At 73.2% G+C, this 23,641-nt stretch carries 19 protein-coding genes; 11 read left to right on the top strand and 8 right to left on the bottom strand.

Annotated elements, in window-relative coordinates; all coding sequences use genetic code 11:
* Window positions 1–112 precede the first annotated feature (112 nt).
* The gene (locus ACGFMM_RS07150; RefSeq protein WP_393643939.1) at window positions 113–1,069 is read left to right on the top strand and encodes a cellulose-binding protein; all 957 of its coding nucleotides are present in this window, start codon (window positions 113–115) and stop codon (window positions 1,067–1,069) included.
* 64 nt (window positions 1,070–1,133) lie between these two features.
* Here ACGFMM_RS07150 and ACGFMM_RS07145 read toward each other — a convergent pair whose 3' ends face one another.
* A complete protein-coding gene (locus tag ACGFMM_RS07145) occupies window positions 1,134–2,711 on the bottom strand; it encodes an MFS transporter (protein ID WP_393643937.1) in 1,578 nt (525 codons plus the stop codon).
* 409 nt (window positions 2,712–3,120) lie between these two features.
* On the opposite strand from ACGFMM_RS07145, the gene ACGFMM_RS07140 reads away from it, so the two are divergent.
* From ACGFMM_RS07140 to mfd, 3 genes are all read left to right on the top strand, one after another.
* The gene (locus tag ACGFMM_RS07140; protein WP_393643935.1) at window positions 3,121–3,909 is read left to right on the top strand and encodes an ABC transporter ATP-binding protein; all 789 of its coding nucleotides are present in this window, start codon (window positions 3,121–3,123) and stop codon (window positions 3,907–3,909) included.
* Window positions 3,906–6,476: an ABC transporter permease gene (locus ACGFMM_RS07135; protein WP_393643933.1), complete on the top strand. Its 2,571-nt coding sequence runs from the start codon at window positions 3,906–3,908 to the stop codon at window positions 6,474–6,476. The genes ACGFMM_RS07140 and ACGFMM_RS07135 overlap by 4 nt, the downstream gene beginning before the upstream one ends.
* A gap of 202 nt (window positions 6,477–6,678) precedes the next feature.
* Window positions 6,679–10,206: a transcription-repair coupling factor gene (gene mfd / locus ACGFMM_RS07130; RefSeq protein WP_393643932.1), complete on the top strand. Its 3,528-nt coding sequence runs from the start codon at window positions 6,679–6,681 to the stop codon at window positions 10,204–10,206.
* A 79-nt stretch (window positions 10,207–10,285) separates the two neighbouring features.
* Here mfd and ACGFMM_RS07125 read toward each other — a convergent pair whose 3' ends face one another.
* Together ACGFMM_RS07125 and ACGFMM_RS07120 are read right to left on the bottom strand one after the other, a co-directional pair.
* Complete coding sequence (locus tag ACGFMM_RS07125) at window positions 10,286–11,584, bottom strand: SGNH/GDSL hydrolase family protein (protein WP_393643930.1); 1,299 nt, start codon at window positions 11,582–11,584, stop codon at window positions 10,286–10,288.
* A gap of 195 nt (window positions 11,585–11,779) precedes the next feature.
* Window positions 11,780–11,971 carry an antitoxin gene (locus ACGFMM_RS07120; protein ID WP_393643928.1) on the bottom strand — a complete coding sequence of 64 codons (192 nt, stop codon included), beginning with the start codon at window positions 11,969–11,971 and terminating at the stop codon, window positions 11,780–11,782.
* Window positions 11,972–12,103: 132 nt separating this feature from the next.
* Here ACGFMM_RS07120 and ACGFMM_RS07115 point away from each other — a divergent pair, with 132 nt between their 5' ends.
* Together ACGFMM_RS07115 and ACGFMM_RS07110 are read left to right on the top strand one after the other, a co-directional pair.
* Window positions 12,104–12,814 carry an HNH endonuclease family protein gene (locus ACGFMM_RS07115; RefSeq protein ID WP_393643927.1) on the top strand — a complete coding sequence of 237 codons (711 nt, stop codon included), beginning with the start codon at window positions 12,104–12,106 and terminating at the stop codon, window positions 12,812–12,814.
* Between the two features lie 80 nt (window positions 12,815–12,894).
* The gene (locus ACGFMM_RS07110) at window positions 12,895–13,641 is read left to right on the top strand and encodes an N-acetyltransferase (RefSeq protein WP_393643925.1); all 747 of its coding nucleotides are present in this window, start codon (window positions 12,895–12,897) and stop codon (window positions 13,639–13,641) included.
* A 134-nt stretch (window positions 13,642–13,775) separates the two neighbouring features.
* Here ACGFMM_RS07110 and ACGFMM_RS07105 read toward each other — a convergent pair whose 3' ends face one another.
* A complete protein-coding gene (locus ACGFMM_RS07105; RefSeq protein ID WP_393643923.1) occupies window positions 13,776–14,531 on the bottom strand; it encodes a hypothetical protein in 756 nt (251 codons plus the stop codon).
* Window positions 14,532–14,686: 155 nt separating this feature from the next.
* Window positions 14,687–15,472, bottom strand: coding sequence for a DUF4352 domain-containing protein (locus tag ACGFMM_RS07100; protein ID WP_393643921.1), 786 nt, complete (start codon window positions 15,470–15,472; stop codon window positions 14,687–14,689).
* A 228-nt stretch (window positions 15,473–15,700) separates the two neighbouring features.
* On the opposite strand from ACGFMM_RS07100, the gene ACGFMM_RS07095 reads away from it, so the two are divergent.
* The 3 genes from ACGFMM_RS07095 (at window position 15,701) to ACGFMM_RS07085 (ending at window position 20,012) form a co-directional block, all read left to right on the top strand.
* Window positions 15,701–17,797, top strand: coding sequence for an N-6 DNA methylase (locus ACGFMM_RS07095; RefSeq protein ID WP_393643919.1), 2,097 nt, complete (start codon window positions 15,701–15,703; stop codon window positions 17,795–17,797).
* Between the two features lie 113 nt (window positions 17,798–17,910).
* Entirely contained in the window at window positions 17,911–18,486 is a 576-nt protein-coding gene (locus ACGFMM_RS07090; protein WP_393643917.1) for a hypothetical protein, read from the top strand.
* Window positions 18,483–20,012 carry a protein kinase gene (locus tag ACGFMM_RS07085; protein ID WP_393643915.1) on the top strand — a complete coding sequence of 510 codons (1,530 nt, stop codon included), beginning with the start codon at window positions 18,483–18,485 and terminating at the stop codon, window positions 20,010–20,012. The genes ACGFMM_RS07090 and ACGFMM_RS07085 overlap by 4 nt, the downstream gene beginning before the upstream one ends.
* Before the next feature lie 27 nt (window positions 20,013–20,039).
* On the opposite strand, the gene ACGFMM_RS07080 is transcribed toward ACGFMM_RS07085, so the two are convergent.
* On the bottom strand, window positions 20,040–20,435 hold the full coding sequence (locus tag ACGFMM_RS07080; protein WP_393644697.1) for a MarR family winged helix-turn-helix transcriptional regulator: 396 nt from the start codon (window positions 20,433–20,435) through the stop codon (window positions 20,040–20,042).
* Window positions 20,436–20,598: 163 nt separating this feature from the next.
* Between ACGFMM_RS07080 and ACGFMM_RS07075 the strand changes: the two genes are divergently transcribed.
* Entirely contained in the window at window positions 20,599–21,726 is a 1,128-nt protein-coding gene (locus ACGFMM_RS07075; protein WP_393643913.1) for an NADH:flavin oxidoreductase, read from the top strand.
* 48 nt (window positions 21,727–21,774) lie between these two features.
* Here ACGFMM_RS07075 and ACGFMM_RS07070 read toward each other — a convergent pair whose 3' ends face one another.
* Window positions 21,775–22,596, bottom strand: coding sequence for a class I SAM-dependent methyltransferase (locus ACGFMM_RS07070; protein ID WP_393643912.1), 822 nt, complete (start codon window positions 22,594–22,596; stop codon window positions 21,775–21,777).
* 218 nt (window positions 22,597–22,814) lie between these two features.
* Between ACGFMM_RS07070 and ACGFMM_RS07065 the strand changes: the two genes are divergently transcribed.
* Window positions 22,815–23,027 (top strand): DUF4287 domain-containing protein, encoded by a 213-nt coding sequence (locus tag ACGFMM_RS07065; RefSeq protein WP_393643910.1) that lies wholly within the window; start codon window positions 22,815–22,817, stop codon window positions 23,025–23,027.
* An 82-nt stretch (window positions 23,028–23,109) separates the two neighbouring features.
* Here ACGFMM_RS07065 and ACGFMM_RS07060 read toward each other — a convergent pair whose 3' ends face one another.
* The gene (locus ACGFMM_RS07060; RefSeq protein ID WP_393643908.1) at window positions 23,110–23,637 is read right to left on the bottom strand and encodes a DUF6584 family protein; all 528 of its coding nucleotides are present in this window, start codon (window positions 23,635–23,637) and stop codon (window positions 23,110–23,112) included.
* Between the last annotated feature and the right edge of the window lie 4 nt (window positions 23,638–23,641).

The following is a 23,641-nucleotide window of genomic DNA, read 5'->3' as shown; positions in this document are numbered from 1 at the left end:
CGGGTTGTCCGGCGGCGGTGTTCGCGTTGCCCCGAGTGTCGGGCCGTGAACGGTTCCGTGCGATCCCGCAAGATCGGAGCAGGGGGTTCCGCTCACGAGAGGGGCTCCGCCGATGAGGAAGCCGCACGCGAAGCCGCAGGCCTTCGCCGTCGTCCGAGGAGGGCGCGGATACCGGCCCGCGCAGGTGGACCGTTTCCTCGCCGCGCTCTGCGACGACCGGGACGCCGCCTGGGAACGGGCCGCCCGACTGACGGTGCTGGCGCGGGAGACGGAGGAGGAGGCGGCGCGGCTGCGCGAGCGCGCCGACGGGCTCGGACCGCAGCGGTACGCCGCGCTGGGCGAGCGGGCCCGGCAGCTGCTGGTCCTGGCGGAGGAGGAGGCGGCCGTACTGGTCGCGGCGGCGACCGAGGAGGCGCGGGCGCTGCGGGACGAGGCCGGGGCGGCGGCGGAGCACTGTGCGGACGCCGTCCGGGAGGAGGCGGACGAGGCGGTCGCGGCGGCGGACCTGGCCGCGGAGGAGCTGCTGCGGGTCGCGCACGGCGAGGCGGCGGCGGTACGGGCGGGGGCCCGCGGCGACGCGGCCGCGCTGCGGGAGGAGGCGCGTACGGCGGTCGGGGACGCGCGGCTGCGGGCGGCGGCGCTGGTGGATGCCCGGGAGCAGGAGCAGGCGACCCGGCGGGCGGAGGAGGAAGGGGCGGCGGGGGCGCGCGAGGAGGAGCGGGCCGCGCGGCACAGCGAGCGGGTCGCGGCGGCGCAGGCCGAACTCGCGGAGGCGGAGCGGGCCTTCGCGGAGGCGGAGGCGAGCGCGCGGCGCCGCCAGGAGGCCGCCGAGGTCCGCGCCGGGGAGCTGCTCGCCGGGGCCCGGGCGACCTGCGAGCGCGTGGAGTGCGAGACGGACCGCATCCTCGCCGAGCACACCACGGCCCGCGAGGCCACCCAGGCGCACATGACCCACGTCCGCAACAGCCTGGCGTCCCTGACGGGCCGGGTCCTGCGGGAGGAGGCCCCCGAGGACGCCGGGGGCGCAGGGGACGCGGGTGCGCCGGAGCCGGCGGAGGAGGCGGAGTAGCCGTACGAGCCGGGGTGGCCGTACGAGCCGTACCAGCCGGGGTGGCCGTACGAGCCAGGTGCCGTTACGCGGCCGGTTCCTCGGCCGGCTTGTCCGCCGCCGCTCCCTCCGTGGCCTCCTTCAGGACCGGGAAGCGGCGCGGGGCCAGGGTGAGGAGGGCCAGCAGGGACAGGGCGGCGGCGATGGCTGCGCCGATGTGGACGTAGTCGACGGCCGCGTCGACCGCGCGGCGCAGGTGGTCGGCGGCGGAGGCGGTGAGCGCGCCGGGGGTGTCGAGGGCGCGGGCCAGGGAGTCGAGGTCGCCGGCGCTGCCGAGGCGGGCGGCGAGGACCCCGTTGGCGATCGCGCCGAACAGGGCCGCGCCCACGCTCTGCCCGACCTGGCGGCAGAACAGCACGGACGCGGTGGTGGTGCCGCGTTCCCCGTACGGGACGGTCGCCTGCACGCCGACGATCAGCGGCAGCTGGAAGAAGCCGAGAGACGCGCCGAGCAGCAGCATCAGCAGCGCGGGCTGCCAGGGCTCGCCGGGGAACGGCAGCAGCGGGAAGGCGAGCAGGACGAGCAGCGCGGACGTCATGCCGAGGACGGCGGTGAGACGGAAGCCGATGCGGCTGTAGACGCGGTTGGCGAAGGCGGCGGTGACCGGCCAGCTCAGGGTCATCGCGGAGAGCACGAACCCGGCGGCGATCGGGCCGAGGCCGAGGACGGCCTGGGCGTACGTGGGCAGGAAGACGGTCGGCGCGACCATGAGCAGCCCGAGCGCGCCGAGCGCGAGATTGACCGCGGCGATGGTGCGCCGGCGCCACACCCAGCCGGGGATGATCGGCTCGGCGGCGCGCCGTTCGATGACGACGGTGACCGCGCCGAGGACGAGCGCGCCGGCGAACAGGCCCAGGGAGGGGGCGGAGAGCCATGGCCAGGCGACGCCGCCCTGGACGAGCGCGGTGAGCAGCAGCGCGCCGGTGGCGAAGACGGCGAGGGCGCCGGGCCAGTCGACGACGGTCCGGCGGGGCTCGGCGCCGTCGGCGGGCTTGGGTCGGGCGGGTTCGACGAGATGGCGGGCGACGAGCCAGAGCGCGAGGAGCCCGACGGGGATGTTGACGAGGAAGATCCACCGCCAGTCGGCGTATCCGGCGAGCAGACCGCCGGCGGCCGGTCCGGCGACGGAGGAGGTCGCCCACACGGTGGAGAGCCTCGCCTGGATCCTGGGCCGTTCCTTCAGCGGGTACAGGTCGGCGGCGATCGTCTGGACGGTGCCCTGGAGGGCGCCGCCGCCGAGGCCCTGCACGATGCGGAAGGCGATGAGGGAGGCCATGTTCCAGGCGGCCGCGCACAGCAGCGAGCCGATGAGGAAGAGGACGATGCCGGTGATGAGGACCGGCTTGCGGCCGAAGGTGTCGGAGAGCTTGCCGTACACGGGCAGGGTGACGGTGACGGCGAGCAGGTAGCCGGAGAACAGCCAGGAGAAGACGGAGAGTCCGCCGAGGTCGCCGACGATCTGCGGGACGGCGGTGGCGACGACGGTGCCGTCGAGGGCGGCCAGGCCCATGCCGAGCATGAGCGCGGCGACGACGGGGCCGCGGCCGCGCGGGGCCGTGGCGGTCGTGGTCGCGCTGGCGGTCGTGGTCGTCGGCTCGGCCACCGGAAGCTCCCCCTGCTCTGTCCGCGGGCAGCCGCCCGCATGCATTCCCTATGCATCTATTTCGTCGGGGGACACCCTCTCACTTGCACCTGACGCTGCGGGAGGGGGCAGGGTCGGGGAAAGCGCCCCCGAGACGTTCTCCGCCGAAGGGTGGAGAACCCCTAAGGGAGACTCCCCCGTTGCGCCCAGGGGGTGTTCGTCCCGGCGGAGGACGTGCCGGAGGCGGTCCGGTTCTTAACTTGTTCTTACGGGGGCGGCCTGAGGAAAACCGCAGGGCGAGTGTGCGGGGAACCTCAGCGCGCCGGGGGCGGGCGCTCGACAGACTCGAATCAGCGCAGAGATACGTACGCGAACCCACCGATAGTGCGACTCACCGATATACGCGACTCACTCATATAGGAGACATACCGTGACTTCGGCTGTGACCATTCCCAGGCACGGGGGTACTGGAGAACGAACGGCCGTCGCCGCGCGGGCGCGGCAGGTCGTGAAGGCGTACGGGCTGGGCGAGACCCGGGTCGTCGCGCTGGACGAGGTCGACGTCGACATCCACCGGGGGCAGTTCACCGCGATCATGGGCCCGTCCGGGTCCGGCAAGTCGACGCTGATGCACTGCCTGGCCGGCCTGGACACGGTGACGAGCGGTCGGATCTTCCTCGACGAGACCGAGATCACCGGTCTGAAGGAGAAGAAGCTGACGCAGCTGCGGCGGGACCGGATCGGCTTCATCTTCCAGGCGTTCAACCTGCTGCCGACCTTGGACGCGCTGGAGAACATCACGCTGCCCATGGACATAGCGGGCCGCAGGCCGGACCGGGAGTGGCTGGACCGGGTGGTCACCACGGTGGGGCTCGCCGAGCGGCTGGGGCACCGGCCGAACCAGCTCTCCGGCGGTCAGCAGCAGCGCGTCGCCGTGGCCCGGGCCCTGGCGGCCCGCCCGGAGATCATCTTCGGCGACGAGCCGACCGGCAACCTCGACTCGCGGGCCGGCGCCGAGGTGCTGGGCTTCCTGCGCCAGTCGGTCGACGAGTTGGGGCAGACGATCGTCATGGTCACCCACGACCCGGTGGCCGCCTCGTACGCGGACCGGGTGCTGTACCTCGCGGACGGCCGGATCGTCGACGAGATGCACAAGCCGACCGCCGACGCCGTCCTGGACCGCATGAAGGCATTCGACGCCCGGGGGCGTACGTCATGACCGTCCTGAAGACCTCGCTGCGCAACTTCTTCGCGCACAAGGGCCGCATGGCGCTCTCCGCCGTCGCCGTCCTGCTGTCCGTGGCGTTCGTCAGCGGCACGCTGGTGTTCACGGACACCATGAACACCACCTTCGACAAGCTGTTCGCCTCGACCGCCTCCGACGTCACGCTCAGCGCCCGCGCCGCCGACGGCGACGAGATGCCGGGCGCCGGGCGGCCCGAGGGCTTCCCCGCCGCGCTGGTGGACAAGGTCCGCCGGACCGAGGGCGTGCGGGAGGCGACGGGCTCGGTGATCTCGCTGAGCGTCACCGTCGTCGACAAGGACAACAAGAACCTGGGCCCCACCAGCGGCGCGCCGACCATCGCCGTCAGCTGGAACCGCAACGAGCTGCGGTCGGTCGACCTCACCTCCGGGCGGACGCCCAGCGGACCCGGCGACGTGCTGATCGACGGCACGACGGCGCAGAAGCACAAACTGAAGCTCGGCGACGAGGTGCGCACCATCGCCGCCACCGGAGACTTCCGGGCACGGATCTCCGGCATCGTCGACTTCAAGGTGACCAACCCGGGCGCGACCGTCGTCTACTTCGACGCCGCCACCGCGCAGCGTGAACTCCTCGGCAAGGAGGGTCTGTTCACGCAGATCGCAGCCGAGGCGAAGCCCGGCGTCTCCGACGGGCAGCTGAAGCGGAACATCGCGGCGGCCGTCGGCGACGGGTACAAGCTGCAGACCGCGGCCGAGGCCGCCGACGAGGGCCGCAAGGACGTCGCCGGGTTCCTCGACGTGATGAAGTACGCGATGCTCGGCTTCGCCGGGGTCGCCTTCCTCGTCGGCATCTTCCTCATCGTCAACACCTTCTCGATGCTGGTCGCCCAGCGCACCCGCGAGATCGGTCTGATGCGGGCCATCGGCTCCAGCCGCCGGCAGGTCAACCGGTCGGTGCTCGTCGAGGCGCTGCTGCTCGGCGTGGTCGGCTCGGTCGCCGGCGTCGGCGCGGGCGTCGGACTGGCCGTGGGGCTGATGGAGCTCATGTCCTCGATGGGGATGAACCTGTCCACGCAGGACCTGACGGTGAAGTGGACCACCCCGGCCGTGGGTCTGGTCCTCGGCATCGTGGTCACCGTCCTCGCCGCGTACATACCGGCACGGCGGGCCGGCAAGGTCTCCCCGATGGCGGCGCTGCGCGACGCGGGCACCCCCGCCGACGGGCGGGCCGGGACGCTCCGCGGGGTGCTGGGGCTGCTGCTGACCGCGGGCGGCGGGGCCGCGCTGTGGGCGGCGACGCAGGCCGACGAGGCCGGCACCGGCTCGCTGTGGCTGGGCGCGGGGATCGTGCTTTCGCTGATCGGCTTCATCGTGATCGGGCCGCTGCTGGCCGGCGGGCTCGTGCGGGGGATCAGCGTGGTCGTGCTGCGGGCCTTCGGGCCGGTGGGCCGGATGGCCGAGCGCAACGCGCTGCGCAATCCGCGCCGTACCGGGGCGACCGGCGCGGCCCTGATGATCGGCCTGGCGCTGGTGGCCTGTCTGTCCGTGGTCGGCTCCTCGATGGTCGCCTCGGCGACCGACGAGCTGGACCGTTCGGTGGGCGCCGACTTCATCGTCCAGTCGCCGACCGGTCAGCGCGTCGTGCCGCAGGCGCAGGCCGCCCTGGAGAAGACCCCGGGCCTGGACCACGTCACCCAGTACAAGACGGTCCCGGCGGTGATCACCGCGCCGGACGGGAAGAAGTTCGACAAGCGGGTGGTCGCCGCCGACCCCACGTACGCGCAGGACGTGCGCCGCGAGGTCACCTCCGGCCGGCTCGCCGACGCCTACCGCACGGACTCCCTGTCCATCGGCAGCGACGACGCCGCGGAGCACGGCGTGCGGGTCGGCGACGTGCTGACCGTCGCCTTCAAGGGCGGGAAGGCGGCGAAGCTGAAGGTCGCGGCGATCACCTCGGACGCCGGCAACGTCGACAAGGGAGCGATGTACACGGGCATAGGCACCGCGGCCCGCTACCTGCCGGCCGACCGGCTGCCGCAGAACCTGATCGTGTTCGCGACGGCGCAGGACGGCAAGGAGGCCGAGGCGTACACGGCCCTGAAGGCGGCGCTCGCCGACTATCCGCAGTACAAGGTGAGCAACCAGGCCGACTACAAGAAGGACCTTCAGAACCAGGTCGGCCAACTGCTGAACATCGTCTACGGGCTGCTCGCCCTGGCGATCATCGTCGCGATCCTCGGCGTGGTGAACACCCTCGCCCTGTCGGTGGTCGAGCGGACCCGGGAGATCGGCCTGATGCGGGCCATCGGGCTCTCCCGCCGCCAGCTGCGCCGCATGATCCGCCTGGAGTCGGTGGTGATCGCCCTCTTCGGTGCGCTGCTCGGTCTCGGGCTCGGCATGGGCTGGGGCACGGCGGCGCAGAAGCTGCTGGCCCTGGAGGGTCTGGGCGTCCTGGAGATCCCCTGGGCGACGATCCTGACGGTGTTCGTCGGGTCGGCGTTCGTGGGCCTGTTCGCGGCGCTGGTTCCGGCCTTCCGGGCCGGCCGGATGAACGTGCTGAACGCCATCGCCAGCGAGTAGCGGGTAGGCGCGGTGCGGCCGGGACGGGGCCGCTAGGTTGGTTCGCGACGGTCCCGGTGGATGTCCTCCATCCCACCGGGACCGTCGCGCGTGCGGCTGTGGGCGTCGGACCCACGTCGTACTCTGGAACCCCCGGCCCGTGAGACGTGTCGGGCTGTTCGCGTTGCCCGCCCCCGTAGTCCAACCGGGATGGAACCTCCTGATGAGCCTGCACGGTCTGCTCGACGCCGTCGTACGAGACGCGGCCCTCGCCGAGGCGGTCAAGGCCGCCCAGGACGGCAACCGCATGCACGTGGACCTGGTCGGCCCGCCCGCCGCCCGCCCCTTCGCGGTGGCCGCGCTGGCCCGCGAGGCCGGCCGTCCCGTGCTCGCCGTCACCGCCACCGGCCGGGAGGCCGAGGACCTGGCGGCCGCGCTGCGCAGCCTCCTCGACCCGGACACGGTCGTCGACTACCCCTCCTGGGAGACCCTGCCGCACGAGCGGCTCTCGCCCCGCTCCGACACCGTCGGCCGCCGGCTCGCCGTGCTGCGCCGGCTCGCCCACCCCTCGCCCGACGACCCGGCCGCAGGAAAGGTGTCCGTGGTCGTCGCCCCCATCCGCTCGGTGCTCCAGCCGCAGGTCAAGGGCCTGGGCGACCTGGAGCCGGTGGCGCTGCGGACCGGGCAGCAGGCGGACCTGAACGAGATCGTCGAGGGCCTGGCGGCGGCCGCGTACGCGCGCGTGGAGCTGGTGGAGAAGCGCGGCGAGTTCGCCGTGCGCGGCGGCATCCTGGACGTCTTCCCGCCCACCGAGGAGCACCCGCTCCGCATCGAGTTCTGGGGCGACGACGTCGAGGAGATCCGCTACTTCAAGGTCGCCGACCAGCGCTCCCTGGAGGTCGCCGAGCACGGACTGTGGGCCCCGCCCTGCCGTGAGCTGCTGCTCACCGACGAGGTGAAGCGCCGCGCCGCCGCCCTCGCCGAGGAGCACCCGGAGCTCGGCGAACTGCTCGGCAAGATCGCCGAGGGCATCGCGGTGGAGGGCATGGAGTCCCTCGCCCCGGTCCTCGTCGACGACATGGAGCTGCTGCTCGACGTGCTGCCGGCCGGCAGCATGGCCGTGGTCTGCGACCCGGAGCGGGTCCGCACCCGCGCCGCCGACCTGGTGGCGACCTCCCAGGAGTTCCTGCAGGCATCCTGGGCGGCGACCGCCGGCGGCGGGGAGGCCCCGATCGACGTCGGCGCGGCCTCGCTGTGGGGGATCGCCGACGTACGGGACCGGGCGCGCGAGCTCGGCGTGATGTGGTGGTCGGTCTCCCCGTTCGCCGCCGACGAGACCCTCGACGCGGACACCCTCAAGCTCGGCATGCACGCCCCGGAGACGTACCGCGGCGACACCGCCCGGGCGCTCGCCGACACCAAGGGCTGGCTGGCCGACGGCTGGCGCACGGTGTACGTGACGGAGGCGCACGGCCCGGCGGCCCGTACGGTCGAGGTGCTCGGCGGCGAGGGCATCGCCGCCCGCCTGGACGCCGACCTGGCCGACATCTCCCCGGCCGTCGTCCATGTGTCGACCGGCTCCATCGACTACGGCTTCGTCGACCCGGCGCTGAAGCTGGCCGTGCTGACCGAGACGGACCTGTCCGGGCAGAAGGCGGCCGGCAAGGACGGCCAGCGGATGCCCGCCAAGCGCCGCAAGACCATCGACCCGCTGACCCTGGAGGTCGGCGACTACATCGTGCACGAGCAGCACGGCGTCGGCCGGTACATCGAGATGGTGCAGCGCACGGTACAGGGCGCGACCCGCGAGTACCTGCTCGTCGAGTACGCGCCGGCCAAGCGCGGCCAGCCCGGCGACCGGCTGTACATCCCGACCGACCAGCTGGAGCAGGTCACCAAGTACGTCGGCGGCGAGGCCCCGACGCTGCACCGGCTCGGCGGCGCGGACTGGACGAAGACGAAGGCGCGTGCGAAGAAGGCGGTCAAGGAGATCGCCGCCGACCTGATCAAGCTGTACAGCGCGCGGATGGCGGCCCCCGGCCACGCCTTCGGCGGGGACACGCCCTGGCAGCGGGAGCTGGAGGACGCCTTCCCGTACGCGGAGACGCCCGACCAGCTGTCCACCATCGCCGAGGTCAAGGAGGACATGGAGAAGTCCATCCCCATGGACCGCCTGATCTGCGGCGACGTCGGCTACGGCAAGACGGAGATCGCGGTCCGGGCGGCGTTCAAGGCGGTCCAGGACGGCAAGCAGGTCGCCGTGCTCGTGCCCACCACGCTGCTGGTGCAGCAGCACTTCGGCACGTTCACCGAGCGGTACTCGCAGTTCCCCGTCGCCACCCGGGCGCTCAGCCGCTTCCAGTCGGACACCGAGTCGAAGGCGACGCTGGAGGGGCTGAAGGACGGTTCGGTCGACATCGTCATCGGCACCCACCGGCTGTTCTCCTCCGAGACCAAGTTCAAGGACCTCGGTCTGGTCATCGTCGACGAGGAGCAGCGGTTCGGCGTCGAGCACAAGGAGCAGCTGAAGAAGCTCCGCGCCAACGTCGACGTGCTGACCATGTCGGCCACCCCGATCCCGCGGACCCTCGAGATGGCGGTGACCGGCATCCGCGAGATGTCGACGATCACCACCCCGCCGGAGGAGCGGCACCCGGTGCTGACCTTCGTCGGCCCGTACGAGGAGAAGCAGATCGGCGCGGCGATCCGCCGCGAACTGCTGCGCGAGGGCCAGGTCTTCTACATCCACAACCGGGTCGAGTCGATCGACCGGGCCGCCGCCCGGCTGCGCGAGATCGTCCCCGAGGCGCGGATCGCGACGGCGCACGGCCAGATGTCCGAGTCGGCCCTGGAGCAGGTCGTCGTGGACTTCTGGGAGAAGAAGTTCGACGTGCTGGTGTCGACGACGATCGTCGAGTCCGGCATCGACATCTCCAACGCCAACACGCTGATCGTGGAGCGCGGCGACAACTTCGGCCTGAGCCAGCTGCACCAGCTGCGCGGCCGGGTCGGCCGCGGCCGCGAGCGCGGCTACGCGTACTTCCTGTACCCGCCGGAGAAGCCGCTGACCGAGACCGCGCACGAACGCCTCGCGACCATCGCCCAGCACACGGAGATGGGCGCGGGCATGTACGTGGCGATGAAGGACCTGGAGATCCGCGGCGCGGGCAATCTGCTCGGCGGCGAGCAGTCCGGCCACATCGCGGGCGTCGGCTTCGACCTGTACGTGCGGATGGTCGGCGAGGCGGTCGCGGACTACCGGGCGTCCCTGGAGGGCGGGGCGGAGGAGGAGCCGCCGCTGGAGGTCAAGATCGAGCTGCCGGTCGACGCGCACGTCCCGCACGACTACGCGCCGGGCGAGCGGCTGCGCCTCCAGGCGTACCGGGCGATCGCCTCGGCGAACTCGGAGGAGGACATCAAGGCCGTCCGGGAGGAGCTGACGGACCGCTACGGCAAGCTGCCCGAGCCGGTCGAGAACCTGCTCCTCGTGGCCGGGCTGCGGATGCTGGCGCGGGCCTGCGGCGTCGGCGAGATCGTGCTCCAGGGCCCGAACATCCGCTTCGCGCCGGTGGAGTTGCGCGAGTCGCAGGAGCTGCGGCTCAAGCGGCTGTACCCGCGGACGGTCATCAAGGCCCCGACCCAGCAGATCCTGGTGCCCCGCCCGACCACGGGCACGATCGGCGGCAAGCCGGTCGTCGGCCGCGAACTGCTCGCGTGGACCGGCGAGTTCCTGACGTCGATCCTCGGCTAGGCCGACGCGGTGGGCCGTCCGCCCGGGTACGCGCCCGGGCGGACGGCCTTGCTCGGCGGTGGACGGCCCTGCTCGGCGGTTACAGCTCGTCGAGGTCGAGCGCCGCGGCCATCGCGCGGTAGCCGGCGTCGTTCGGGTGGATGTGGTCCTTCGAGTCGTACGCGGGCAGGATCCGGTCGGGGTCCTGCGGGTCGCGGACGACGCGGTCGAAGTCGACCACGGCGTCGTACGCGCCGGAGGTGCGGACCCAGGCGTTGAACGCGTCCCGCTTGGCCTCGTTCACCTTCTGCGCGTCGTCGTAGAAGGAGCCCTTGATCGGGGTGAGCGTCGCCCCGACCACCTTGATGCCCTTGGCGTGCGCCTGCCGGATCAGCGCGCGGTGACCGGCGATGAGCCGCTCGACCGAGACCTCGGGCGTCGGCTGCCCGGGCACGCCCGCGCCGCTGCCGCCGATGTCGTTGATGCCTTCGAGGACGATGACGGTGCCCACGTTCGGCTCGCTCAGCACGTCCTCGGAGAACCGCTTCACGCCCTTCTCGCCCGCCCAGGACCAGTCGTTGGTGACCTGGTTGCCGGCGATGCCGTGGTTGAGGACGCTGCGCGGCCGGCCGGCGGCGGCGAAGCGCTCGGCCAGCTCGTCGGGGTAGCGGTTGTCGGCGTTCGCGGCGGAGCCGACGCCGTCGGTGATGGAGTCGCCGAAGGTGACGATGCCGTCCCGGCGGGCGGGCGCGCCGCCCGCGACCTCGACGCCGGTGAGGAAGTACCAGGAGTCGCCGGACTCGGTGAACGCCGCCCCGTCCCGGTCGGCGCGGTGGTCGCCGTCCGCGCGGTAGCTGGTGGCACTGGAGAACGTGTGGAAGGTGGCCGGGCCGGTCGGCTCGGCCAGGTAGAGGGTGACCGTCACCGACTCCAGCGCGCGGACCGTGAACGGCGCGCCGTCGCTGCGGACCGAGCCGCCGGCCGGGATCGTCACGGAGCGGCCCTTGCCGAAGGTGAGGTGGCGGACCGTGCCGGCCTTCACGGACGCGCCCTTGTCGGTCAGGGCGACGGTCGCGCCGGTGATCCGCAGCGGGCCGGTGCCGTACCGGTTGGAGAGCTCGATCCGGGCCTTGGCGCCGCCGGTGGTGACCCGGACGACCTGGCGGACGGTGTGGTTCGCGAAGCCCGACTGCGACCAGTTGGGGCCGAAGGGCGCCGACGGCATCTGCGGCGAAGTGGCCCAACCGCCGTGCCACGGGCTGCCCTTGTGCGCCGCGGAGGTGGTGGCGGTGGTGGCGGTGTCGGCTGCGGTCGCGGTGGCCGCGTGGGGGAGCGTGGCGAGGGTGAGGCCCGCGACGAGGGCAATACCGGCGCGCTGCAAGGTGCTTGAGGTGCTCATGAGTGTCCGCCCGTTCTGACGTTGCGTTGTCGGACGGCTCAAGTGGAGGCGGACTCCGGAAATTCCCCCGGTTCGCGGAATCGGTCAGAGAGTGGCCGGAAAAAGCACTCCGGTACAGAGCTCCGGCCGCGGGGTGCTCGAAGCACTCCGCGGCCGGGGTCGTCGGGGCTGCGGACGGCAGCCGCACGCGGGAGGTCAGGTCGGCGGCTGCTCCGGCCGGTCCGACATGCCGAGCGAACCCTCCACCTTCCGCTGGCCCTGATCGACCTGGGAGGTGTACTTGTCTCCGGTCCGCTCGTTGATCTTCTTCTCCGCGGCGTCGGACACCTGCCGGGCCTTGTCCTCGTGCTGGCCCATCAGGCCCTTCAGCTTGTCCATGATCCCCATGTGTGACTCCTTAGGAAGGGGACATACAGCGCAATCGACGCTACCCCCGCCCGCTCCGATGCGCGCGCCGGGCGCTTCGGATCCCGCACCCCGCCGGGTTTCACGGCGGGGCGCCCCGCCTAGGATCCCGGCGTGCACACCCACCGGAAGCCCCTGACCGCCGCGGCGCTCGCCGCCGCCCTGCTCCTGACCACCGCCTGCACCACGGACGGCGGCGGACGGAAGGACCGCGACTCCGGCCGGGAGCGGCCCGGGCGTTCGGAGCGGTCGGAGCGCGGCGCCGGCGGCCCCGCGCTCGCCGCCGTCGGTGAACTCGCCGTCAAGGGCCGCGCCCCCAGGACCGGGTACGAGCGCGCCGCGTTCGGCCGCGCCTGGGCCGACGTCGACCGCAACGGCTGCGGCACCCGTGACGACATACTCAAGCGCGACCTCACCGGGGTCGCGTTCAAGGACGGCGACTGCAAGGTCGCCTCCGGCACCCTCGTCGACGACCCCTACACCGGCCGCCGTGTCGCGTTCGTGCGCGGCCGCAGCAAGGTCGACGTCGACCATGTGGTCGCGCTCTCCGACGCCTGGCAGAAGGGCGCGCAGAAGTGGGGCGAGGGGAAGCGGCTCCGGTTCGCCAACGACCCGCTGAACCTGCTGGCCGTCGACTCCGTGACCAACCGCCGCAAGGGCGACGGCGACGCCGCGACCTGGCTGCCGCCGAACAAGGAGTACCGCTGCGCCTACGTCGCCCGGCAGGTCGCGGTGAAGCGCAAGTACGGGCTCTGGGTCACCCGTGGCGAGCAGGACGCCATGCGCCGCGTCCTCGGCCGCTGCCCCGAGCAGCGCCTGCCCTAGCGGGTGCCTCGGGTCTGACGTCCAGGCGGCCTGCAAAAACGATTGGTCCCGTCCCTGGACCCGTGGCTAGCCTGCGCCCCATGGAACTCACGATCACGACCCTCGCCGAACGCCCCGAACTCGAGGGGCCGATGTGGCAGATGAAGGATCTGTGGCCGGAGTTCATGATGTACGACCCGGTCGGCTGGGCGAACATGGGCCGCATCGTCCGCGATCTGCCCGAGTACGTCCTCGTCGCCACCGACGCGGACGGCAAGGTGGTCGCCCGGGCGTTCAGCGTGCCGTTCCAGCTGCACGCCGACGGCCGCGGCGAACTGCCCGACACCGGCTGGGACCAGATGCTGCTCTGGGCCTTCTCCGACCTCCGGCAGGGCCGCACGCCCGACACCGTCAGCGCGATAGAGGTCTGCGTGGACACCGCCGCCCTCGGCCGGGGCCTGTCGGCCACCATGCTCGGCGCGATGCGCGACAACGCCCGCCGGCTCGGTTTCTCCGAGGTCGTCGCCCCGGTCCGCCCCAACGGCAAGCACCTGGAGGCGGCGAGCTCCATCCACGAGTACGCCTTCCGCACCCGGGAGTCCGACGGTCTGCCGCACGACCCCTGGCTGCGGGTCCACGTCCGGGCGGGCGCGGTGATCGAGAAGGTCGCCCCGGCCTCCATGACCGTCGCGTCCTCCGTCGAGCGCTGGCGCGAGTGGACCGGCCTCCCCTTCGACGCGGACGGCCCGGTCGAGGTCGACGGCGCCCTGGTCCCGGTCCACTGCGAGGTCTCGCGCGGGTACGCGGTGTACGTCGAACCCAACGTCTGGGTCCGCCACCGGCTCTGAGCCCGTACCGGCACGGGGCCGGCACGCACATGCGAACGGGCCGGTGAGCCGCCCCCCTCCGGCGGCCCTCCCGGCCCGTTCGCCTGCCCGCGGGGCGCGGCCCGCGCCCCGCGATCCGCGGCCCGCGCCTCGCGTCAGTCCTCCATCTCGAAGACGTCCTTCGCGGCGGGCTGCCGGGCCGGCACCGGCTTGTCGTACGAGGAGAAGGCGATCGTCCCGGGCTCCTCCCCGCCCTTGGTGACGATCTTCAGCAGGTGCGGGGCGCCCTCGGTGGCCACGTACAGCGTGGTGCTCTCCGCGCCCGCGCCCTCGGTGAGCCGCAGCGCCCTACGGCCGTTCACGGTCGTCTCCCCGCCGGTGGTGGCGAAGTTGACGCCCTGCTCGAAGTCGGCGAGCAGCGCGTCCAGATCGCACAGCTCCAGGCTGTCCTTGGTCTCCGGGTCGGAGGCGTCGGACTTCACCCACTTGCCCTTGAGCTGCTTCAGGATCGCCACCTGCTGCTCGGCCGGCTCGCCCTTGCCCTGCTCCCGCAGGAACGCCTCGTCGAAGCGCATGTAGGCGGCGTTTCCGGTCTTGATCAGCTCCGCGGTGCCCGTCGCGCCGAGGGTCATGGTGCCGGCGCATCTGCCCTGCCGGTCGATGGCCAGGTACGCCTTCGTCGGGCCGTCGGCGGACGTGATGGCCAGGTCGAGCGTGAGGGACTTCGCGGTCTTCGTCGCGGCTATCGACTTGTTGAGGATCTGCGGACCCGTCAGGCCCTTGAAGGGGCCCGAGGCCTCCTGCTCGAAGGGCCCGCAGGCCGTGCCGCCGAACGCGACGGCCGTGACGACGAGGGCGGCGAGGGCGGCGCGGCGGCGGGGGGACGAGTGGCGGCGGCCGAGGGCAGACATGGGTCTCTCCGGTGGGACAGGCGCGATCGGGGGTGCGCCGGGGTTCGGGGGGAGGGTCGGCCGCCCGGGGGTGGCGGCCAAGCTCACGAGGTGGTGCTCAGAGGTGGGGGACCGGCGGCCACGGGGCCGTGGCCGGGGGGCGCGTCGTGCGGGGATCAGAGCTTCAGTTCCCACTGGGCGGCCTCGTGGTCGATGCCGGGGCTCACCTCGACGGTGAGGTCCTTGGCGTCGGCGGGGGCGTCGAAGCCGTAGACGACGGTGGCCTTCTTGCCGGGCAGGATCGAGCCGGTGAAGCCGGTGCCGACCTTGTCGTCGTAGAGCTGTTCGGCGGCGACGCCGTCCTTGCCGGCGCGGGCGCCCACGGTGACCAGCGCGGCGTCGAACTTCTTCGTGCCGCCGTTCTCGATGACCACGGTGACCTGGTAGGCCTTGTTGCCCTCGGTGTGCCCGGCGAACTCGCTCGGCTTGAACGTCTTCGGCGCGGAGACGGTGACCTTCAGCTTGTCGTCGTAGACGGAGGAGTCATCGGCGGCCAGTCCCTTTCCCTTGGCCGCGCTCCCGCCCTTGCCGCTCTTGTCGGCGCCCGGCGTCTTGGGTGCGGAGTCCTTGATCGTCTTGTCGAGCTCGTCCACCGCGTCGCTGACGGCCGCGAACGTGATGTACGCGCCGACCACGGAGAGGATCATCGCCACGAGGCCCAGGACCGCGCCCGTCGTCGCGACGCCCTTGTTGTTCGCCTCGCCGCGCTTGACGCGGCCGCGGCCGGACAGGCCCAGGATCAGGGCGATCAGGCCGAGGAGGCCGGCGAGCCAGAACATCAGCGGGATCACTCCGGAGAGTGCGCCGATGATGCCGAGGATCAGCGCGGTGGTGCCGAGCCCGTTGCGCAGGGCGCGGGGAGCGGGGGTCTGCGGCGCGTACTGGTGCGTGTCGTGCGACATGGAACTGCCCTCCTGGACATGGACGTGACGCGGTGTGCAACCGGCTCTCACGGAGTCCCGTGGAGCGATGAATCAATAACAACAGAAGCTGTGAACCGAGTCAACACGGTTCACGGGATTCGATCCTGTCCACACTGTGAAGTGGTGTCCGGCGTGTTCATCGGTAAGATCGGGGACACAGCGGGCGACGCAGGGGCGAACGCAGCGGGGCGTGAAGGGAGTCGGCCAGTGCCGGAGAGCGCAGCAGAGGTGACCGCGGCCGGGATCGCCCGGCTGGCAGGAGTCGGCCGGGCCGCCGTGAGCAACTGGCGCCGCCGCCACGCCGACTTCCCCAAGCCCGTCGGCGGCACGGAGACCAGCCCCTCCTTCGCCCTCTCCGACGTCGAGACCTGGCTGCGCGCCCAGGGCAAGCTCGCCGAGGTCCCGCTGCGCGAGCGGGTCTGGCAGCAGATCGCCGGACACCGCGCCGGCGCCGTCACCGCCCTCGTCCAGTGCGGCAGCGTCCTGCTCCTCGTGCACGAGCGCCCCGCCGCCTGGACCGCCCTCGCCGCCGTCTCCGACGAGCGGTTCACAGAAGTCCTGCCCGTCGCCCTCGAAGAGGTCCTGACCGAGCGGTACGGGCTTGAGCGCGCCGTTCGCACCCCCGCCCCCGCCGAACTCGCGGACGCCGTCCCCCTGTTGCGGTCCGTCGCCGACCTCGCCTCGGAGCTCGGGGCACGCCAGGCCTTCGAGTTCCTGCTCGGCCGCCACCTCGACGCCAACCCGCGCCAGTACACCCTCACCCCGCCCGGCCCGGCCGCCCTGATGGCCGCCCTCGCCACCGGCACCGGCGCGGGCACGACCGGCTCCGCCGCCGCTCCGCGCACCGCCGGCACCGTGCTCGACCCCGCCTCCGGCACCGGCACCCTGCTCCGCGCCGTCGACCGCCCCGCCGCCCTGTACGGCCAGGACGCCGACCCCGACCTCGCCGCGCTCACCGCGCTCCGCCTCGCCCTCGCCGACGGCGCCGAGATCCGCGTACGCCCCGGCGACAGCCTGCGCGCCGACGCCTTCCCGCAGCTCGCCGCCGACGCCGTGCTCTGCCACCCGCCGTTCAACGAGCGCAACTGGGGCCACGACGAACTCGCCTACGACCCGCGCTGGGAGTACGGCTTCCCCGCCCGCACCGAGTCCGAGCTCGCCTGGGTGCAGCACGCCCTGGCCCGGCTCCGCCCCGGCGGCACCGCCGTCCTGCTCATGCCGCCCGCCGCCGCCTCCCGCCGCTCCGGCCGCCGCATCCGCGCAGACCTGCTGCGCAAGGGCGCCCTGCGGGCCGTCGTCGCCCTGCCGGCCGGCGCGGCCCCGCCGTACGGCATCCCGCTCCACCTGTGGGTGCTGCGCAAGCCCGCGCCCGGCGTCCCCGCCTCCCCGGAACTGCTGCTCGTCGACACCGCCGAGCAGGCCGCCGCCCCCGCCGGTGGCGGTGCGGGGAGCGGCCGCGACAAGCTCGACTGGCAGGCCGTGCACACCGCCGTCCTCGAGGCCTGGCTCCCCTTCGACAAGCACGGCACCGTCGACGAGACCCCCGGCGCCAGCCGCAGCGTCCCCGTCATCGAACTCCTCGACGACGACGTCGACCTGGCCCCCGCCCGCCACCTGCCGCCGCCCGCGGCCGCCGCCGGCGCGGCCGCCCTCGCGGGCGTCCGTGAACGGCTCACCGAGACCCTGCGCCGCACCGCCGCGCTCACCCCGCCCGCCGAACACCCCTCGGCGCGCGCCGAGGCCCCCGCCCGGCTGCCCGTGGTCACCGTCGGCGAACTCGCCCGCACCGGCGCCCTGGAGCTGCGGGCCGGCGGCACGGGCGCCGGCGCCGGCCGGGTCCTCACCGACCTCGACGTCCTCACCGGCCAGGCCCCCTCCGGCACGCTGCCCGACGGCGCCGCCGAGGAGCCGGTGCTCGTCGCCGCCGGCGACGTCGTCGTGCCCGTCCTCGGCGGCGGCTCGGTCGCCCGCGTCGTCGACGAGGCCACCGCCGGCGCCGCGCTCGGCCGCAACCTCCAGCTGCTGCGCCCCGATCCGGCCGCCCTCGACCCCTGGTTCCTCGCCGGCTTCCTGCGCGGCACCGCCAACAACCGCCAGGCCAGCAGCTACGCCTCCACCGCCACCCGGCTCGACGTCCGCCGCCTCCAGCTCCCGCGCGTGCCGCTCGCCGAACAGCAGCGGTACGGGGCACGGTTCCGCGCGCTCGCCGAGTTCGAGGACGCGCTGCGCCTCGCCGGCCGCCTCGGCGAGGCCCTCGTCCAGGGGCTGTACGACGGACTGACGGACGGCACCGTGAAGCCGTGATCAGTTCGACAACGGATCCGTACAACCCAGGAGCCGTTGTCCGAGTCGGTGTATACGCTCGTCTCCGGGAATCGACTCGTCCCCGGGATATCGACTCGTCGCCAGGAGCAGGAATGTACGGCCACGGCCATCCGCCGCCGCAGCAGCAGCGCCCCGGGCAGGGGGCGCTGATCGCCCTGCGTGTGCTGTTCGTCGCCCTTCCGTTGCTCAGCTGCGGGTTCCTCGCCTGGGCCCCGCTACTGCGGACGGCGCTCCTGACGCGCAGGGTGCGGGACTGGGCGCTGTTCGGGCTCTTCCTGGCCGTCAGCGCCGGGCTGATCGTCTGGGCCGGCCTCACCGGTGACGAGGAGCCCGGCACACTGGAGTCGCTCATCGCCGTCGGCACGATGATGGGCCTGGTAGTCGGGTCGATCTCGTACTACCTCGTCATCGACATCCAGCACTTCGCGCGCCCCGCCGTGCCGCCCGCGCCGCCCGCGATGACCGGCGGCTACGGCTACCCGCACACCGCCGTCACCGTGCCGTCGCCCACGCCCGGCTACCCCCAGCCCCAGCCCCAGCCGCAGCCGCCCGTCCCGCAGCCCCAGTCGCCCGCCCCGCAGCCCGCGGCCCCCCAGCCGCGCATCGACCAGGTCCGCGCCGAGCTCGACGAGCTCAGCGACCTGCTCCGCAAGGAAGAGGGGAAGTGAACGGCCGGGTCGTCGGCGGGCGTTACGAGTTGGCCGGGCTGATCGGCCAGGGCGGCATGGGCCAGGTCTGGACGGCGTACGACGGGCGGCTCGACCGGCGCGTGGCGGTCAAGCTGCTGCGCCCCGACCACATGGCCGACCCCACCACCGCGAACGAGATCCGCCGCCGCTTCGTCCGTGAGTGCCGGGTCACCGCCCAGGTCGACCACCCCGGCCTGGTCACCGTCCACGACGCCGGCAGCGACGCGGACGACCTGTACCTGGTCATGCAGTACGTCGAGGGCGCCGACCTCGCCGACCACCTCGCCGAACACGACCCGTACCCCTGGCCGTGGGCGGTCAGCGTCGCCGCGCAGCTGTGCGCGGTGCTCGCCGCCGTGCACGCGGTGCCGATCGTGCACCGCGACCTGAAGCCGCGGAACGTGATGGTGCGGCCGGACGGCGCCGTCACCGTCCTCGACCTCGGCGTCGCGTCCGTCCTGGACACCGACACCACCCGCCTCACCCACACCGGCTCGCCCATCGGCAGCCCCGCCTACATGGCCCCCGAGCAGGCCATGGGCGGCGCGGTCGGACCGGCGACCGACCTGTACGCGCTGGGCGTGCTGCTGCACGAACTCCTCAGCGGCAACGTGCCGTTCGCCGGCTCCACCGCGCTCGGCGTGCTCCACCGCCACCTGTACGAGCCGCCGCTGCCGGTGCGGCAGATACGCCCCGAGGTCCCCGAGCCGCTGGAGGCCCTCGTGCTGCGGCTGCTCGCCAAGGACCCGCGGCACCGGCCGTCCGGCGCCCAGGAGGTGTACGAGCACCTGGTCCCGCTGCTGCCCGCGCGCGGCGCCCCGGCCGGACCGCTCGACCCGACCCGCCCGTTCCTGCGCCCGCACGCCCCCTGGCCCGACCGGGCCTCCGCCCCGGCGCCCGCGCCCGTACCGCCGCCGGCCCCGGCCGCCGCGGGCCGGCCCGACGTGGCCGCGGCCGTCGACGAGGTGAAGCGGCTGCTGGGGGAGGGCAGCATCACACAGGCCGTCGACATCCTCGGCGGCATCCTGCCCGCCGCCGCGGCCGAGCACGGCGAGCAGTCGCCGGTGGTGCGGATCCTGCGCAAGCAGTACGCGGCGACCCTGATGGACGACGGCCAGTACCGCCGCGCCCTGCCCGAACTGCGCCGGCTCGCCGACGACCGCGCGGCCGAGTCCGGCCCGGGCGACCCGCAGACGCTGCAGTTCCGCTACGACGCGGCCCAGTGCCTGGAGCAGCTCGGCGAGACGGCGGCCGCGCTGGCGGAGTACCGGGCCCTGCTGCCGTACTACGAGAACGCGATGCCGTCGGTGGCCGCGGACCCGGCCCGCGGCTTCGACATCCGCCAGCGCATCGGCCTGCTGCTGCTCGCCATGGGCGACCACGCGGCGGCCCGGCAGCACCTGCAGAGCCTGCTCTTCGACGCGGAGCGGCAGTACGGCCCGTACCACCCGCTGGCCGCGGAGCTGCGCCGGGCGCTGGACCGGCAGCAGCAGATGGGGCGTTAGGGCCCGTCCGATCCGCCGGGCAGGCGGCTAGGCGGGCTTCGGGACGAAGACCCGTTCCAGCAGGGCGTACAGGCGCTCCCGGTCCTCGTCGCCGAGCCCGTCCAGGCCGTCCTGCGTGGCGTGCATCCTCGCGCGGATCGCGTCGGTGACGCGCTCGCCCTCGGCGGTGAGGACGACGTTCTTGACGCGCCGGTCGGACGCGGCGGCCTCGCGGCGTACGAGGCCGCGCTTCTCCAGCCGGTCGACGATCCCGGTCACGTTGGAGGCGTCGCAGGTCATGGTCTCGGCCAGGGCGCGCATCGCGGCGGGCCCCCGGCGCAGCACGGTCAGCGCCTTGCCCTGGCTCGCCGTGAGGTTCTCACTCGCCGCCGCGACGGTGAAGTCGCCGTAGTAGACGCCGAGCGACACGGAGAGCAGCTCCATGAGCTGGGCCGTGTCGACGCGGGGAGAAGCTTCTGTCATGCGGACCACTCTATCCACCCTCCCCAGCAAAGCTTGACTATCTCAAATATCTAGCTCTACCGTCTTTCTCTTGCATGAAGTTTTCGAGCACCAAGGTTTTCACGCAGCCCTGAGGAGCCTCCCCGTGACCGTCACCGCGTCCCCCGCCTCCCGCGCGGCCGAGATCCTGTCCCGGCCCGTCGTGCTGAACGGCCTGACCGTTCCGAACCGCATCGCGATGGCGCCGATGACGCGCATGTTCTCCCCCGGCGGCGTCCCCGGCGAGGACGTGCGCTCGTACTACGCCCGCCGCGCCGCCGCCGGCGTGGGCCTGATCGTCACCGAGGGCACCTACGTCGGCCACGAGTCCGCCGGACAGAGCGACCGCGTGCCGCGGTTCCACGGCGAGGAGCAGCTGGCGGGCTGGGCGAAGGTCGCCGAGGCCGTGCACGCGGCCGGCGGCACGATCGTGCCGCAGCTGTGGCACATCGGCATGGTGCGGCAGCAGGGCCAGGCGCCCTACGCCGAGGCCCCCGCGGTCGGCCCCTCCGGCATCCGCGTCGACGGCACCGAGGGCACCGGCAAGGCGATGAGCCAGAGCGACCTGGACGACGTCGTCGGCGCCTTCGCCGCGGCCGCCGCGGACGCCGAGCGCATCGGCTTCGACGGCGTCGAACTGCACGGCGCGCACGGCTACCTCGTCGACCAGTTCCTGTGGGAGCGGACCAACCGCCGCACCGACGCCTACGGCGGCGACGCGGTGGCCCGTACGAAGTTCGCGGCCGAGATCGTGGCCGCGGTCCGCGCGGCCGTCTCGCCCGACTTCCCGGTGATCTTCCGCTACTCGCAGTGGAAGCAGGAGGCCTACGACGCGCGGCTCGCCGAGACCCCGCAGGACCTGGAGGCGATCCTGGCCCCGCTCGCCGCGGCCGGCGTCGACGCCTTCCACGCCTCCACCCGCCGCTACTGGCTCCCCGAGTTCGACGACTCGGACCTGAACCTCGCCGGCTGGACCAAGAAGCTCACCGGCAGGCCCGCCATCACCGTCGGCTCGGTCGGCCTCGACGGCGACTTCATCCGCGCGTTCACGGGCGAGGGCGCCGAGCTCGGCAGCCTCGACAACCTCCTCGACCGCATGGAGCGGGACGAGTTCGACATGGTCGCCGTCGGCCGCGCCCTGCTGCAGGACCCGGAGTGGGCGTCGAAGGTCCTCGCCGGCCGGACCGACGAGCTGAAGCCGTACTACGCGGATGCGCTGAAGACGCTGAGCTAGGGCGGGGCCCGAGCCGGGGCGGGGCCTGAGTTCAGGCCCCGGGTCGGCTCAGGCCGCGCGCAGGTAGCGGGTCTGGGCGATGCTGCCGGCCGAGGCCAGGGTCTCGGTGCGGGAGCGGTCGGTGGACGGGACGAGGACCAGCGCGCCCGGGGCGGCCAGGGCGGCGGCCTCGGCCAGGTCGTACGGGGCGCTGTCCTGCGGGGAGTTGACGACGACGATGCCGTAGCGGCGCTCGCCGAGCTCGGCGCGGACGCCGGGGTCGGCGAAGTCGCCGCGGACCAGACGGGCGGCGTGCGCGCCGTCCGCGCCGCCGAGCGCCAGGTTGCCGCGGATCAGCTCCGCACGGGTGGGCGCGTCGGCCAGCGGGTCGACGACGGTCAGCCGCGCCTCGACCCCGCCCCGGTGCAGCATCCGCCGCAGGGCGGCGGCGAACAGGCCGTGCCGGGTGCCGATCTCCAGGACCTCGCCGTTCGGCGGGGCCATCAGCGGGAGCGCGGCGAGCCGGCCGCACACGTCGGACAGGGTGCCCGCGAGCCCTCCGGTGCCCAGCGCCTCGACGGCGACGAGGTGGCGGTACGCCACGGTGACCTCGCGGCGCGCGTGGTCCTTGTCCCGGCCGGTGACGGCCGCGACCTCACGAACGAGGGTGTCGATCTGGGTGGCCGTCGGCATCCGGTCGCCGTCGCGGCCGGCCTGGTCGAGCAGGAGCGACAGCCCGTACTGCCGGCGGCGCAGGTCGGCGACCTCGTGGTGCAGCGCGTCGAGGTCGTTCTGGAACGCCGTGGTGATGCGGTCCACGCGCTGCTCGACCAGGGAGAACGCCGGGCGTAGCACCCGCTGTGCGAGCCGGTTGCTCAGAAGGGAGGGCATGGCGGGCAAGGTACGCCGCGGCGCGGGGCCACGGGGCGACGACACGTTGCCCTTCGGGTGAACCGTTCATGTCCCTTGGGTGTCGGGGTGCGCGGCGTCGGGTGTTCGGCGCTCGGAAAAAAGATCGACGCGTACCGATGAGTTCTGCAGGATGCCGCAGTCTTCACAGACGTCAGAGCGCACAACAAGCAGTGCAACACCCTTAAGGACGAGACGACATGACGAACCAGCAGCCGGTCAAGGGCCCCGCGAGCTACTTCCCCTCCATCGAGAAGAAGTACGGCCGTCCGATCGAGGAGTGGAAGGAGCTCATCCGCACCTCGCCGCTGACGAAGCACATGGAACTCGTGGCCTGGCTGAAAAGCGAGCACGGCCTGGGGCACGGCCACGCCAATGCCCTCGTCGCCCACACGCTGGCGGAGAAGGCCTGACGCGACGGTGAGCCGGACGGGCTGGTGGGGCGCGACCCTGATCGGCTTCCTGAACAGCCAGTCCTGACCCCGGGGGGGCTGGTCAGTCGAAGAGAGCGACGACTCCGTTCACCCAGACCGCGAGGAACGCGAGAACCCCCACCAGGCAGCCGACGCCCGCCAGCACACCGCCGACCGACCACGGCTCGGAGGGTGCCTCGTCCTCCTCTGCCGCGTCGTCCCGGTAGGAGGCGGGGTCGTCCCAGTCGACGGCGCGCCCCAACCCCTCGGCGCAGGCGGTCCGCACCGCGACCAGCTGCCCCTCCGCAAAGGCGGTCGCAGCCAGCGCCTCGGGCCCGCGCCATGCGAGGGCCTGCATCCGCCGCCCGGGAGACCCGTACCGCGCCTCGAAGGCGGCGGTCTCGCCGGCGTCGCGGTCCTCTTCCAGGTACATCCAGCGTCCGGCCTCGGCGGCGTCACCGTAGAGCCGGTACACCTCGGCCAGACGCCGGCGGAGCGTCAGGTCGTACGGGAACGACGAGACGAGACCACGCAACCGCTGGCGCGCCACGGGAACCCGGCCGGCGGCCAGGTCGGCATCGACGCGGGCAAGGGTCTCTTTCAGGGGCATGAAC

This window comes from Streptomyces sp. NPDC048604, from assembly GCF_043199435.1.
Taxonomy (GTDB): domain Bacteria; phylum Actinomycetota; class Actinomycetes; order Streptomycetales; family Streptomycetaceae; genus Streptomyces.
This window is presented reverse-complemented; position numbering and strand designations above follow the sequence as displayed.

Bases quoted from the DNA above. Each gene is read 5' to 3' on its own strand.
- ACGFMM_RS07105 (WP_393643923.1), bottom strand. From the start codon at position 14,531: ATGTCTGCCCTCGGCCGCCGCCACTCGTCCCCCCGCCGCCGCGCCGCC.
- ACGFMM_RS07110 (WP_393643925.1), top strand. From the start codon at position 12,895: ATGGAACTCACGATCACGACCCTCGCCGAACGCCCCGAACTCGAGGGG.
- ACGFMM_RS07150 (WP_393643939.1), top strand. From the start codon at position 113: ATGAGGAAGCCGCACGCGAAGCCGCAGGCCTTCGCCGTCGTCCGAGGA.
- ACGFMM_RS07070 (WP_393643912.1), bottom strand. From the start codon at position 22,596: ATGCCCTCCCTTCTGAGCAACCGGCTCGCACAGCGGGTGCTACGCCCG.
- ACGFMM_RS07120 (WP_393643928.1), bottom strand. From the start codon at position 11,971: ATGGGGATCATGGACAAGCTGAAGGGCCTGATGGGCCAGCACGAGGAC.
- ACGFMM_RS07135 (WP_393643933.1), top strand. From the start codon at position 3,906: ATGACCGTCCTGAAGACCTCGCTGCGCAACTTCTTCGCGCACAAGGGC.
- ACGFMM_RS07125 (WP_393643930.1), bottom strand. From the start codon at position 11,584: ATGAGCACCTCAAGCACCTTGCAGCGCGCCGGTATTGCCCTCGTCGCG.
- ACGFMM_RS07060 (WP_393643908.1), bottom strand. From the start codon at position 23,637: ATGCCCCTGAAAGAGACCCTTGCCCGCGTCGATGCCGACCTGGCCGCC.
- ACGFMM_RS07065 (WP_393643910.1), top strand. From the start codon at position 22,815: ATGACGAACCAGCAGCCGGTCAAGGGCCCCGCGAGCTACTTCCCCTCC.
- mfd (WP_393643932.1), top strand. From the start codon at position 6,679: ATGAGCCTGCACGGTCTGCTCGACGCCGTCGTACGAGACGCGGCCCTC.
- ACGFMM_RS07080 (WP_393644697.1), bottom strand. From the start codon at position 20,435: ATGGAGCTGCTCTCCGTGTCGCTCGGCGTCTACTACGGCGACTTCACC.
- ACGFMM_RS07100 (WP_393643921.1), bottom strand. From the start codon at position 15,472: ATGTCGCACGACACGCACCAGTACGCGCCGCAGACCCCCGCTCCCCGC.
- ACGFMM_RS07090 (WP_393643917.1), top strand. From the start codon at position 17,911: ATGTACGGCCACGGCCATCCGCCGCCGCAGCAGCAGCGCCCCGGGCAG.